This window comes from Planomonospora parontospora, assembly GCA_014647935.1.
GTDB classification, from domain to species: Bacteria; Actinomycetota; Actinomycetes; order Streptosporangiales; family Streptosporangiaceae; genus Planomonospora; species Planomonospora parontospora.
Genome location: BMQD01000013.1, coordinates 85,441 through 98,287, shown reverse-complemented (window position 1 = coordinate 98,287; position 12,847 = coordinate 85,441). Strand labels below are relative to the sequence as shown.

At 74.9% G+C, this 12,847-nt stretch carries 9 protein-coding genes and 1 pseudogene; 1 reads left to right on the top strand and 9 read right to left on the bottom strand.

Features of this window, described 5'->3' with window-relative positions; all coding sequences use genetic code 11:
- Positions 1–30 precede the first annotated feature (30 nt).
- Entirely contained in the window at positions 31–669 is a 639-nt protein-coding gene (locus IEZ07_RS20875; RefSeq protein WP_191896283.1) for a TetR/AcrR family transcriptional regulator, read from the top strand.
- 90 nt (positions 670–759) lie between these two features.
- Here the strand turns inward: IEZ07_RS20875 and IEZ07_RS20870 are convergent, their stop codons facing one another.
- The 9 genes and pseudogenes from IEZ07_RS20870 to IEZ07_RS20830 form a co-directional block, all read right to left on the bottom strand.
- Positions 760–1,020, bottom strand: a complete 261-nt coding sequence (locus tag IEZ07_RS20870; RefSeq protein WP_068895636.1) for a hypothetical protein — start codon at positions 1,018–1,020, stop codon at positions 760–762.
- A gap of 66 nt (positions 1,021–1,086) precedes the next feature.
- Positions 1,087–1,938, bottom strand: coding sequence for a helix-turn-helix domain-containing protein (locus IEZ07_RS20865; RefSeq protein WP_191896282.1), 852 nt, complete (start codon positions 1,936–1,938; stop codon positions 1,087–1,089).
- A 128-nt stretch (positions 1,939–2,066) separates the two neighbouring features.
- Positions 2,067–2,273, bottom strand: a complete 207-nt coding sequence (locus IEZ07_RS20860; RefSeq protein WP_068896153.1) for a hypothetical protein — start codon at positions 2,271–2,273, stop codon at positions 2,067–2,069.
- Between the two features lie 171 nt (positions 2,274–2,444).
- Entirely contained in the window at positions 2,445–4,202 is a 1,758-nt protein-coding gene (locus IEZ07_RS20855; protein WP_191896281.1) for an acyclic terpene utilization AtuA family protein, read from the bottom strand.
- A gap of 194 nt (positions 4,203–4,396) precedes the next feature.
- Positions 4,397–5,188, bottom strand: a pseudogene (locus IEZ07_RS20850) (enoyl-CoA hydratase-related protein); the annotation flags it as partial.
- A 94-nt stretch (positions 5,189–5,282) separates the two neighbouring features.
- Complete coding sequence (locus IEZ07_RS20845; protein WP_191896280.1) at positions 5,283–7,514, bottom strand: acetyl/propionyl/methylcrotonyl-CoA carboxylase subunit alpha; 2,232 nt, start codon at positions 7,512–7,514, stop codon at positions 5,283–5,285.
- A gap of 94 nt (positions 7,515–7,608) precedes the next feature.
- Positions 7,609–9,141: an acyl-CoA carboxylase subunit beta gene (locus IEZ07_RS20840; protein ID WP_191896377.1), complete on the bottom strand. Its 1,533-nt coding sequence runs from the start codon at positions 9,139–9,141 to the stop codon at positions 7,609–7,611.
- 220 nt (positions 9,142–9,361) lie between these two features.
- Complete coding sequence (locus IEZ07_RS20835) at positions 9,362–11,359, bottom strand: serine/threonine-protein kinase (protein ID WP_191896279.1); 1,998 nt, start codon at positions 11,357–11,359, stop codon at positions 9,362–9,364.
- Between the two features lie 94 nt (positions 11,360–11,453).
- Complete coding sequence (locus IEZ07_RS20830) at positions 11,454–12,815, bottom strand: FAD-binding oxidoreductase (protein WP_239320320.1); 1,362 nt, start codon at positions 12,813–12,815, stop codon at positions 11,454–11,456.
- Positions 12,816–12,847: the final 32 nt, after the last annotated feature.

The window sequence follows — 12,847 nt, the reverse complement described above, 5'->3', positions numbered from 1 at the left end:
GGGGGAGGCGTGCTGCTGTAGTCTTGCGCCGTGCAGAGCGGAGAAGGGGCGCGCGGCAGCCGCGCGGACCAGGCGGACCAGCGGCGGGCGGAGCTGCTCGAAGCCGCCCGGAGGGTCGTGCTGGAGCGGGGGCTGGCCGGCACCCGCGTCGCCGACATCGCCAGGGCGACGAACGTGAGCGGCGGACTGATCCACTATCACTTCGCCACCAAGGACGACCTCATCACCGAGATGCTCCGCAGCACGACCGAGTCGGAGATCCAGCGGCTCAGGGAGATCGTCGAGGGCCCGGGGACGGCGGTGCAGCGGCTGGACAGCGTCCTGCGCCTGTGCATCCCGGCCTCCCGGGACGACCAGGGCTGGATCCTCTGGCTCGACGCCTGGGCGGTCGGGGTGCGCGAGGAGCACGTCCGGACCATCCTGCTGGAGTTCGAGGGCGCCTGGATCGAGATCCTCCGCGAAGTGATCATGCAGGGCGTGACGCTGGGGGAGTTCGTGTGCGACGACCCGCAGGGCGCGGCCGAGCGCCTCGACGGCATGCTCGACGGCCTGGCCATCCGCTACACCCTGGACGCCGGGAACATGTCCAGGAGCCGGCTCCTGCACCACGCCCGCGTCGCCGCGGCCCGCGAGGTGGGCCTGGACCCGTCGGTCTTCCCCGTCTCCTGAGCGGGACCGCGCGCGCCGGAGGACGGGCCTTCCCGGGCGCGGACGTCCGGCGGGCACGGGGTCCTGCCGGCGGGGCCGCGGGCGCCGCGCTCAGGCGGGCATGGCCGCCAGGAGGTAGGCCAGCCGGGCCGCGGCGGCCTCGACGTCGTCGGCGCTGCCGAGCCGGTAGCCCCACGAGGTGATGAAGCCGCCGTCCGGCGCGCAGGTGACGGTCTCCGACAGGGTCTCGCTGAACCGGTTGCGGACGCGGACGTAGGCCGGATCGCCGAGCGACACGCCCGACAGGGACAGGTCGGCGTGCGAGCGGGTGGCCGTGGCGAACCTCTCCAGACAGGACAGCGTGTCGAGCATCGTGCCTCACCTCCGTCCCGTCGAGGATTGCACGATCTTCAGAACTTAATCAAGCAATTGCGGCGATCATTCGGTCGATTGCCGGGTCAGATCGTCCAGCACCCGGACGATCACTGCCCGCGCGTTCTCGCGGAAGGCCGCCACCTCGCAGAACTCCTCGAAGGACCGCTCGTAGAAGGTGACGTCCTCCGGGTCGCGCAGGACCAGGTTCCTGGTGCGGGTAGGCACCGCGACCTGCTCCCGGTCGTAGATCCAGAAACCGTTGAGCAGGGCGGACGGCAGGGGCGCCTCGAAGGGGACCACGCCGAACTCCACGTTCGGCAGCGCGGTCACGGCGAGCAGCCGGTCGAGCTGGCCGCACATCACGTCCAGCGGCGCCAGCCGGTAGCGCAGCACCGCCTCGGGCACGATGAACCGGAACCGCTTGCGCTGGTCGTAGAGGATCTCCTGGCGCTGCATGCGGACCCGGATGGCCGAGTCGATCTCGTCGGGGGCGTTGTAGAGGCGCTTGAGCCGGGTGAAGACGCTCCGGGCGTACTCGGTGGTCTGCAGCAGGCCGACGACCAGGCCCGGCTCGAACGCGCGCAGCAGCGTGGTCCGCGCCTCCAGGTCGCGGATGTCCTCCTGGAGCGCGGCCAGGCCGCTGCGGTGCCGCTGCCGCCAGGAGTCCTGGCGCTCCAGCAGCCCGGTGAGCTCCTCGGTGAGCTCCTGGACGATCTCGGGGGCGGCCCCGACGGCCCGCCCCCACGCGCCGATGTCGTCGACGGTGGCGGTCTGGCGGGCGTTCTCGATCCGGGAGACCTTGGAGGCCTGCCAGCCCAGCCGCTCGGCGAGTTCCTTGCCCGACAGGCGGGAGGCCTCCCGCAACTGCCTGAGCTGCACGCCCATCCGGGTGCGGGCCTGCTGGAACTCGCTCATTCCTCGTCCTCCTGGTGGGCGGCCTGCACGAGGGTAGACGCCGGGTGCGGATCATGCCATAGGGCGGGTGCAATCGTGATCGACATGTGCGGCGGGGGTTCCGCCGCCGGTCCCGGGGGCGCCGCGGCTCAGGAGAGCACCCGCCGGGCGATGTCCACGAGCAGCTCGCGGGGGACCTCGACGGCGGTCTCCCCCTCCAGGACGTGCCGGAGCCCGGCCAGGGCCTCGGCGTCGGTCACCTGGAGCCCCTGGACGACGACGGTGCCGCGGTCGGTCTCGTAGAGGGAGGGGCAGGCGCCCGCCTCCGACGTGGAGCCGAGAAACCGCAAACGCATGATGGGTCCTTCCCCGAACGGCATTCGCAACGCAATTGCGCGCAATCCTAAATGGATCAAAGGGGAAAAACAGTACCGATCGTCGAACTCCCAGGAACCCGGGGGCGGCGGCCCGGCCCGGAGGCGTCCCGCGGTCCGCGCACCCGGTGCGCGGCGGGCCGCGCCGGACGCTCACAGCAGGGCGCGGGGGATGTCCGTCACCGCGGCGCGCAGTTCCTCACCCAGCGCCTTGGCCTGGGCGTCCATCCGGGGGCTGGAGGCGACGCCCCGGCCGAGGAGGCCGTGGACGACGAAGTTGAGGGCGAGCAGGTTGGGCAGGTCGAAGCGCTCGACCACGAGACCGGCCGTCTCCGGGAGGAGCTCCCGCAGCCGCCCGGCCGTCAGGTGCTCCGAGAGCCACGCGAACCGCTCGGCGGTCCCGGTCCAGACGCCGAGGTTGGCGTTGCCGCCCTTGTCGCCGGACCGGGCACCGGCGATCGTCCCCAGCGGAGCCCGCAGGGTCGGCCCCCCGTCGGCCGGGAGGGACGCCCGCACGACCTGCCGGGGGGACGGCCGTACGGCCTGCGGGGAGGACGGTCGCACGGTCTCGGGCGCGGGCGGGGGGACCGCCGCGCCGGAGGCACCGGCGGGCGAGGGCGGCGGGTCGGCGGGCACCTCCCGGCCGTCGAGCAGGACCCGCGGGCGGACGGCGTCCGCGGGCACCAGGCACGGCCAGTAGACCCCGTACGGCGAGGCGTCCCCCGGCGGGGCCAGGCCGTGGAAGCCCGGATAGGAGGCCAGGCCGGTCTCGACCACGGCGGCGGAGAAGGCGCGGCCGGCCTTCCCGCGGTCGGGGTCCATCACGGTGACGCGCAGCAGCGCGGTGCCCGCGAGCGGGGTGAGCTCGACGTGGACCTGCTCGAAGGAGTCCCGCGGCACGCGGACCCAGACGGCGTCCAGTGCGAGCCGGGCCTTGGCCTCGATGTCCAGGCCGGTCAGCACCATGGTCATGGTGTTGCGGTAACCGGCGGGGTAGGTGACCGCCACCTTGAGCGTCTCCGGCGGCGCCTCGCCGCGCACCCCGGAGATCCGGACGCGGTCCGGGCCCTGCTGCTCCAGCCGGATCGTGTCGAACCGGGCCGTGACGTCCGGCCCGAGGTAGCGCGGGGAGCCGATCTCGTAGAGCAGCTGGGCGGTGACCGTGCCGACGGACACGGTGCCGCCCGTGCCGGGGTGCTTGGTGACCACGCCGGACCCGTCGGCCTCCAGCTCCACCAGCGGGAACCCGCAGTGCGGCAGGTCGGGCACCTCGCCGAAGAACGCGTAGTTGCCGCCGGTCGCCTGGCAGCCGCACTCGATGACGTGCCCGGCGACCACCGAGCCGGCCAGCGCGTCGTGGTCGCCGGGACCCCAGCCGTACCGCCAGATCCCCGGCCCGGTGACCAGCGCCGCGTCGGTGACGCGGCCGGTCACCACCACGTCCGCCCCCGCCGCGAGCGCGGCGGCGATCGGCCGCCCGCCCAGGTAGGCGTTGGCGGTCAGGGGCGTCGCGGTGAGCTTCTCGCCGGTGTCGGCGTTGACCGCGTCACCGAGGACGCCGAGGTCGCCGGTGAGGTCGTCACCGGTCACGCAGGCGACCCGGACCCGCAGCCCGAGCCGGTCGGCCAGCTCCGACACCGCCGCGGCGCACCCGGCTGGATCCAGCCCGCCGGCGTTCGACACGATCCGGATGCCCCGCTCCAGGCAGGTGCCGAGGACCTGCTCCAGCTGCGCCAGGAACGTCGGCGCGTAACCGGGACGGCCGTTGCGCCGGTTGCCCGCCAGGATCAGCATGGTGAGCTCGGCCAGCCAGTCACCGGTGAGCACGTCGATCGGCCCGCCCTCGACCATCTCCCGGGCGGCCGAGAGGCGGTCGCCGTAGAAGCCGGAGCAGTTCGCGACGCGGAGCATCAGGCGCCCCGGACGGGCTCTCCGCCCCCGGCGGCCTCCGCCGCCCCGCCCCCGGTGGTCCCGGCGGGCACCGCGCCGGCGGCTCCGGGCTCCCCGGCGGCCTCCCCGGAATCCGCGGCGGCCTCCCCGGAATCCGCGGCGGCCTCCCCGGAATCCGCGGCGGCCTCCCCGGAGTCCGACGGCTCCGGCCGCGGGACCCAGGACGGCAGGCGCTTCGCCATGAAGGCGGCGATGCCCTCCTGGCCCTCGGCGGAGGTGAACCGCTGGGCCGACAGCTCGGCCATCCGGCGCATGCCCTCCTCCACCGGGAGGGCCGGCACGGTCCGCACGAGCTGCTTGGTGATCGCCAGTGCCTCGGGGCCGCCGCGCAGCAGCATGTCGGCGTAGCGGGCGACGGTGGCGTCCAGCTCCTCCGCCGGGACGGCCCGGGTGAGCAGGCCGATCTCCTGGGCGCGGGCGGCGTCGAAGACCTCGCCGGTGAGGAGGTACTCGGCCGCGGCCCGGGGGTCGAGCCGCCGCAGCACGGTCACCGCGATCATGGCGGGCACCACCCCGAGGCGGACCTCGGTGAACGCGAACGAGGCGGAGTCCGGTGCGATCGCGAAGTCGCACGCCGCGACCAGGCCGAGCCCTCCGGCGCGCGCGGTGCCGTTCAACCGGCAGATGACCGGCTTGGGGCTCTCCCAGATCATGCCCATGATCTCCGGGAAGGACGCCGTAACCGGCGCCTCGTGCGCGCCGCCCGGCGCGGAGCGCTGCTCCTTCAGGTCCGCTCCGGCGCAGAACACCGGCCCGGTCCCGGTCAGGACGATCACCCGCACGCCCTCGTCGGCCAGCGCCCAGTTGAGCCGGTCCTCCAGGTCGCCGAGCAACCGCACGGACAGCGCGTTGCGGTTGCGCGGCGAGTCGAGCGTGATCGTGGCGACCCCGCCGGACACCTCCTTGCGCACCAGCCGCTCCACCGGCCAACCCCCGTCGGTGTTCATTGCGCCCACTTCCCTCTCCGGCGCGCCGCGGACGGGCCGTCTCCCGTCCCGCGTGGCGCGTTCACCAATCGTCTTCAGTGCGGCGGCCCGGCCTTCAGGCCGGGGTCCCCGACTCCGGCTCCCCGATCACGGCCAGTACGGCTCCCGCCTCGACCCGCCGGCCCGGCGCCGCGTCCAGGCCGGTCACCGTGCCCGCGGCGGGCGCGGTGATCCGGTGCTCCATCTTCATAGCTTCCAATACCACGACCACCTGCCCGGCGGTGACCTGATCGCCGGATGCCACCTCGACGCGCAGCACGGTACCGGGCATGGGCGCGAGCAGCGAGCCGGGGGCCGGGCGCTCGACCGGCTCGGGCAGGCGGGGCAGGGGCGTGAGCCGTACGGAGCCGAGGGGGGAGTCCACGTACGCCACGCCGCCGTGGTGGGCGACCTCGAAGCGGTGCCGTACGCCGTGGGTCTCCAGGACCACCAGGTCCGGTGCGGCGCCGATCAGGACGGTGTCCGGGAAGCCGTCGGCCCGCAGGCCGTCCCTCGTGATCCGGTAGGCGACCGTGCGGACGGCGTCGCCGCCGGACGGGTCCAGGTCGGTCGCCCCCGTCGCCCCCGTCGCCCCCGCCGTGCCCGCCGTGCCCGCCACGCTCACCGCGCCCCCTGCACCGACCGCGAAGGCGGCGTGCTGCGGCTGGGAGACCACGTTGCGCCACCCGCTCGGCAGCCCTGCCTGCACGGTCGCCGCGGCCCGGTTCGCGGCGGCCCGGGCGAGGGCGGCGGCCAGGGCGGAGAACGAGACCGCGTCCGGGCCGCCCGGACCGGCGGACGCACCGGACCGTCCGGGGCCGGCCGGCTCTCCGGAGGCGGTGGACCCGCCGGGTCCGCCGGAGGCTCCGGGGACGGGACCGGCCCCGGACGGTCCGGACGGCCTCCGGTCCGCGACGGCGAGGCCGTGCCGCTCCAGGAAACCGGTGTCGGTCTCGCCGGCCAGGAACGCCCCGTGGCGCAGCACCGCGACCAGCAGGTCCCGGTTGGTGACCGGGCCGTGGATCCTCGCCCGGGCGAGCGCGCCGGCGAGCCTGCGGGCGGCGTCGGCGCGGGTCGCGCCGTGGGCGATCACCTTGGCGAGCATCGGGTCGTAGTGCACGCCCACCTCGGAGCCGTCCTCGACGCCGGAGTCCAGTCGCAGGCCGCCGGAGACGGGGGCGAAGCGGGCCGTGACGCCGGGGACGTCGAACCGGTGCAGGACGCCGCTCTGCGGGAGCCAGCCCAGCGCGGGGTCCTCGGCGTACAGGCGGGCCTCGATCGCGTGGCCCGAGGGAGCGGGGGGCGTCTGCGGCAGGGCTTCGCCCTCGGCGATCCGCAGCTGGAACCCGACCAGGTCGAGGCCGTACACGCACTCGGTGACCGGGTGCTCGACCTGGAGCCGGGTGTTCATCTCCAGGAAGGCGACCGTGTCGTCCCGGACGAGGAACTCGACGGTCCCCGCCCCGACGTAGCCGACGGCCCGGGCGGCGTCGGCCGCCGCCGCGCACAACCGGGCGCGCAGCGCGGGGGAGACGGCGGGGGAGGGGGTCTCCTCGATCACCTTCTGGTGCCGCCGCTGGATCGAGCACTCCCGCTCGCCCAGCGTCCAGACCGTGCCGTGCGCGTCGGCCAGGACCTGCACCTCGATGTGGCGGGCGCCCTCCAGCAGGGGCTCGACGAAGACCGCGCCGTCGCCGAAGGCCGACTCCGCCTCGCGCCGGGCCGACTCGACCGCCCCCGGGAGGTCGTCGGTGAGCCGGACGATCCGCATCCCCCGCCCGCCGCCCCCGGCCGAGGCCTTCACCAGCAGCGGGATCGCCCAGCCGGACGCGTCCCCGCTCATCCGGGTGAAGACGGCGTCCAGGTCCCGGTCGAGGTCCTCCATCGAGTAACCGGGGCCCGCGGTGAAGTGGGGCAGGACCGGCACCCCGGCCTCGGCCATCAGCGCCTTGGCCCCGATCTTGGAGCCCATGGCGGCGATGGCCTCGGGACCCGGACCGACCCAGGTCAGCCCGGCGCCGAGGACGGCCCGGGCGAGGTCCGCGCTCTCCGACAGGAAGCCGTACCCGGGGTGGACGGCGTCGGAGCCGGTCCGCAGGGCGGCCTCGACGATCTTCCCGATCGACAGGTAGGTCTCGGCGGGCGCGACGCCGGGCAGCCGTACGGCGTGGTCGGCCTCGGCGGTGTGCGGCGCGTCGGAGTCGGCGTCGGAGAAGACCGCGACGGTCTCGATGCCGAGGTCGCGGCAGGTGCGGAAGACTCGGCGGGCGATCTCGCCCCGGTTCGCGACGAGCAGGCGGCGGATCACGGCTCGACCCCTCGTGACGCCGGGGACACCGGGGACACCGCAGGGATCGGGGGCGCCGCGGGGGATCGGGACGACGAGGACGCTGGGAGCACGGTCACATCCGGAAGACGCCGAAGCCCGCGGGCTCCGGAACGGGGGCGTTGTTGACGGCCGACAGGCACAGGCCCAGGATGGTGCGGGTGTCGCGGGGGTCGATGACCCCGTCGTCGTAGAGCCGCCCGGACAGGAAGAACGGCAGCGACTCCGCCTCGATCTGCGCCTCGACCGCCGCGCGCATCGCCGCGTCCGCCTCCTCGTCGTACGGCCTGCCCCGGGCCTCGGCGGCGGCCCGGCCGACGATGGACAGCACTCCCGCGAGCTGCGCCGGGCCCATGACGGCCGACCTGGCGCTCGGCCAGGTGAAGAGGAACCGGGGGTCGTAGGCCCGCCCGCACATGCCGTAGTTGCCCGCGCCGTAGGAGGCGCCCATGACGACCGTGAGGTGCGGGACGGTCGAGTTGGAGACCGCGTTGATCATCATGGCGCCGTGCTTGATGATGCCGCCCTGCTCGTACTCCCGGCCGACCATGTAGCCGGTCGTGTTCTGCAGGAAGAGCAGCGGCGTGCGCGACCGGTCCGCCAGCTGGATGAACTGGGCGGCCTTCTGGGCCTCCTGGCTGAACAGCACGCCGCGGGCGTTGGCCAGGATCCCGACAGGGTAGCCGTGCAGCCGCGCCCACCCCGTCACCAGGCTCGGGCCGTACAGGGGCTTGAACTCGTCGAACTCGCTGCCGTCCGCGATCCGCACGATCACCTCGCGCGGGTCGAAGGGGATCCGCAGGTCCTCCGGCACGATGCCCAGCAGCTCGTCGGGGTCGTGCAACGGGTCCCGCACGGGGCCGGGCGCGCGGCCGCGCTTGACCCAGCCGAGCCCGCGCACGATCCGGCGCCCGATCCGCAGCGCGTCGTGCTCGTCGGCGGCCAGGTGGTCGGCGAGGCCGGAGACGCGGGCGTGCATCTCGGCGCCGCCCAGCGACTCGTCGTCGGACTCCTCACCGGTGGCCATCCTCACCAGCGGCGGCCCGCCGAGGAAGACCTTGGCCCGCTCCCTGACCATGACCACGTGGTCGCTCATCCCGGGCACGTAGGCGCCCCCGGCGGTGGAGTTGCCGAACACCAGGGAGATCGTCGGGATCCCGGCGGCGCTCAGCCGGGTCAGGTCGCGGAAGATCCGCCCGCCCGGGATGAAGATCTCCTTCTGCGTGGGCAGGTCCGCCCCGCCCGACTCGACCAGGTTGACCAGCGGCAGCCGGTTCTCCATCGCGATGTCGGCGGCGCGGAGCGTCTTGCGCAGGGTCCACGGGTTGGACGCGCCGCCCCGCACGGTCGGGTCGTTGGCGACGACCACGCACTCGACGCCCTCGACCACCCCGATGCCGGTGACCACGCTCGCGCCGACCGGGAATTCGCTGCCCCAGCCGGCCAGCGGTGAGAGCTCCAGGAAGGCGGAGTCGGGGTCGACCAGCAGCTCGATCCGCTCCCGCGCGAGCAGTCCGCCGCGCGCCCGGTGCCGCTCGACGTACCTGCCGCCGCCGCCCGCCACGGCCTTGGCCTGCTCGGCATCCAGCTCGGCCAGCCTGGCGAGCATCGCCTCGCGCCGGGCCCGGTACTCGTCCGAGGAGGTGCGCAACCCGCTCACCCTTCCTCCCTCGCGGCTCCCGTCGGCGCGGTGGGTCCGGCCGGTCCGCCGGGCCCCGCCGGCCCGGATGTCCGCAGTGTGGCACACCGGGCGGCCGGTCCGCCTCCGTCAGTCCGGTGCCGTCGGACCGGTGCCGTCGGTCCGCCTCCGTCGGTCCGGTGCCGTCGGGTCAGCCGCAGTGGCTCCAGCCGCTCTTCCAGGACAGCGAGCCGTGCGAACCGCCCCAGATCACGCACTTCTTGGCGGCGGTGAGCCGCACCGGGCCCGCGTAGGCGGTGAAGTTGCCGGGGTTGCTCCCCGACGAGCCGCCCCGCACCTGGAGGATCGCGTTCATCTTGACCTTGCCCGGATGGACGTACCGGGACAGGGTGACGACGCAGTTCTGCTTGCTGGTGGCGTTGTAGAGCAGGTGGATCGTCGCGCTGCCGCCGAGCGCGTGGGAGTTGATCTGCTTGAAGCCCGACCCGCACACCTGGGCCGCGGTGAAGGTGTTCGGCTTCAGCGCCGGCTTGGAGGTCGGCTTGGGCGTCGTCTTCGTGGTGGCCGCGGGCCTGGCCGTCGGCTTCGCGGTGGTCCTGGCCGGGGAGGGGGAGGGCTCGGAGGCACCACCGATCTCCGTCGGCTGCGACGCCTCACCGCCCGGCTCCAGGGTCCCGTCGTCCGGGCGGGAGGTGGCCTTCCGCGTCGGGCGCGGCGTCGGTTTCGCCGCCCGCCCGTCGTCGTCCGTACGAGACCGGGAGTCGCCCGCCGCCGGTTCTCCGGAGTCGGCCGGGCCGCTCGTGGGTTCCGGTGCGGGGCTCTTCTTCTCGGCGGCCGGGGAGGGGGAGGCCGAGGCCGCGGGCGGCTCGTCGGGGGTGAGCTCGGTGACCGGCTCCCCGACGGGCTCCGCGGCGGGCTCCTGCCGTTCCGCGGAGGAGGCCGCCGGGCCGGCGGCCCTGGAGGCGGCGGCCTTCTCGTCGTTCTGCAGGACGACCACGGTCCCGGTGGCCACGCCGAGGGCGGCCACGGCGGCCACCCCGGCCAGCAGCAGGCCCATCGGGCGCCGCGGCCGGGACGGCCGTTCCGCGGAACCGGCCGCCTGCGCCCCGCCCCGCCCGGGGGCTGCGGCCTGCGCTCCGCCCGGCCCGGGAGCCGCGGGCCGCGGGCCGACCGCCCCGGAGGGCCCGGGGCCGGGGGTCCCCGAAGACCCGCCCTGTCCAGGAGTCCCTGGAGCCCCGCCCTGCCCGGGAGCGCCCGGGATCCCGGACGGTCCGCCCGGCCCGGGAGCGCCCGGGGCCCCGGACGGTCCGGCGTGCCCGGACGGTCCGGCCTGCCCGGGAAGCCCGGCGGGTCCGGGAGGCGGGACGCGGAGCGCCGGGGCGGTGCCCGACATGAGGTGGCCGACGAGCTGCTCGGCGGTGGGCCGCATCGCCGGGTCCTTGGCCAGGGCGGCGGCGATCAGGTCGCGCAGCGGCCCGGGATCCATCCGGCCCAGGTCCGGTTCGACGGTCAGGATCCGGTTCATCACCACGGGGATGGAGTCCTGGCCGAACGCGGGCGTCCCGGTGGCGGCGAAGACCATGGTCACGCCCCAGGCGAACACGTCGACCGCGGGCGTGGCCTCGCCGCCGCTGAGCTGCTCGGGCGCCAGGTAGGAGGGCGTTCCCACGGACGTCCCGGTGGCGGTCGTACCGGGGGAGTCCAGGGCCCTGGCGATGCCGAAGTCGATCACGACCGGGCCCTCGGGGCCCATCAGCACGTTGGCGGGCTTGAAGTCGCGGTGCAGGATGCCCGCGCGGTGGATGGCGGACAGAGCGGTGGCCGTGCTGACGGCCAGGCGCTCCAGGGAGGCGCCGCGGCGCGGCCCCTCGGTGTCGACGAGCCGGCGCAGCGACGGGCCGGGCACGTACTCGCTGACGATGTACGGCCGGCTGCCGGCCAGGTCGGCGTGCAGGACCGGCGCGGTGCAGAACCGCGCCACCCGCCGGGCGACCGAGACCTCCCGCAGGAAGCGCGCGCGGGCGTCGGAGTCCGTCGTCAGCCCCTGGTGGAGGAGCTTGACGGCGACCTCCTCGCCCTGAGGCCCCCGCCCCAGGTAGACGACTCCCTGGCCGCCCTCGCCGAGGCGTCCGGTGAGCTCGAACGGTCCCAGCCGCCGAGGATCCTCCGCCGTGAGCGGCTGTACCACGATGACCCCCCGGCAAAACCTGAAAATTCGGTTATGTGGGGCAGCACGCTACCAGTGCGGGAGGGGAGGCGGATGATCTACCGGTTCCCCGGCCTCAGATGGCCTTGCCCGGGTTGAGGATGCCGAGCGGGTCGAAGACCCGCTTGATGCCGAGGTGGACCTCCTCGGCGACCGGCCCCGCCTCCAGCGCCAGCCAGCGCCGTTTCAGCAGCCCCACCCCGTGCTCCCCGGTGAGCGTGCCGCCCCGGTTCAGGGCCTCCCGGAAGACCTCGTCGGCGGCGGCCCAGACGTTGGGCGGCGGCTCGGGCAGCCCGCGGTCGAAGACGAAGACCGGGTGCAGGTTGCCGTCCCCGGCATGCGCCACCGTGCAGATCAGCACGTCGTGCCGGACCGCGATCGCCTCGATGGCGGAGATCATGTCCGGCAGCGCCGAGCGCGGCACGCACACGTCCTCGACCAGGCAGGCGCCGAGCCGCTCCTTGGCGTGGTAGGCCAGCCGCCGCAGGCCGATCAGCTCCTCGGCCTCCTGGGGACCGGCCGCCACCGCGACGAACGAGGCTCCGTTCTCCTCGCACAGCTCGCGCATCCGCTCGGCCACCGCCGGCCCGTCCGGCGCGTCGGACTGCGCGATCAGCATCGCCTGGACGGCCGGCTCCAGGCCGATGTTCCGCCAGTCGTCGATGGCCTTGAGGGTGGCCCGGTCGAGCATCTCCAGCAGCGACGGCTGGCAGCCGGCCGCGATGACCGCCGCCACGGCCGCCGCCGCGTCGCGCAGGGAGCCGAACTCCGCGGCGATGGTCGCGGGCGGGGCCAGCGGCGCGCGGCGCAGCCGTACGGTGGCGGAGGTGATCACGCCGAGGGTGCCCTCGGACCCGACGAACAGCCCGGTCAGGTCGTAGCCCGTCACCCCCTTGACCGTCCGCCTGCCGGTGGTGAGGATCCGCCCGTCGGCCAGCACGACCTCCAGGCCCAGCGCCGAGTCGCGGGTCACGCCGTACTTCACGCAGCGCAGGCCGCCGGCGTTGGTGGCCAGGTTGCCGCCGATGGTGGAGATCTCGTAGGAGGAGGGGTCGGGCGCGTACATCAGGCCGTGCTCGCGGGCCGCGCGGTCCAGGTCGGCGGTGATGACGCCGGGCTCCACCACGGCGATCTCGTCGGCGGGGGAGAGCTCCCTGATCGCGGTCATCCTCTGCAGCGCCAGCACGACGCACCCCTGCACGGCCGTCGCGCCGCCGGCCAGGCCGGTCCCGGCCCCGCGGGGGACCACCGGCACCCGGTGCCGGGTGGCCCACTCCATGACGGCGACCACGTCGGCGGTGCTCTCGGCGAGCACGACGGCGAGCGGGCCGCCCGGCTCCAGGAACGTCCGGTCGCGGGCGTAGGAGTCCGTGACGTCGGGGTCGGTCAGCACCTTCCCGGAACCGAGCGCGGCGGTGAGTTCAGCGATAGCGGTCACACCCGGACTGTACGGCCCGCGGGCCCGGTCCC

Bases quoted from the DNA above. Each gene is read 5' to 3' on its own strand.
- IEZ07_RS20860 (WP_068896153.1), bottom strand. From the start codon at position 2,273: ATGCGTTTGCGGTTTCTCGGCTCCACGTCGGAGGCGGGCGCCTGCCCC.
- IEZ07_RS20865 (WP_191896282.1), bottom strand. From the start codon at position 1,938: ATGAGCGAGTTCCAGCAGGCCCGCACCCGGATGGGCGTGCAGCTCAGG.
- IEZ07_RS20840 (WP_191896377.1), bottom strand. From the start codon at position 9,141: ATGCTCGCCAGGCTGGCCGAGCTGGATGCCGAGCAGGCCAAGGCCGTG.
- IEZ07_RS20870 (WP_068895636.1), bottom strand. From the start codon at position 1,020: ATGCTCGACACGCTGTCCTGTCTGGAGAGGTTCGCCACGGCCACCCGC.
- IEZ07_RS20855 (WP_191896281.1), bottom strand. From the start codon at position 4,202: ATGCTCCGCGTCGCGAACTGCTCCGGCTTCTACGGCGACCGCCTCTCG.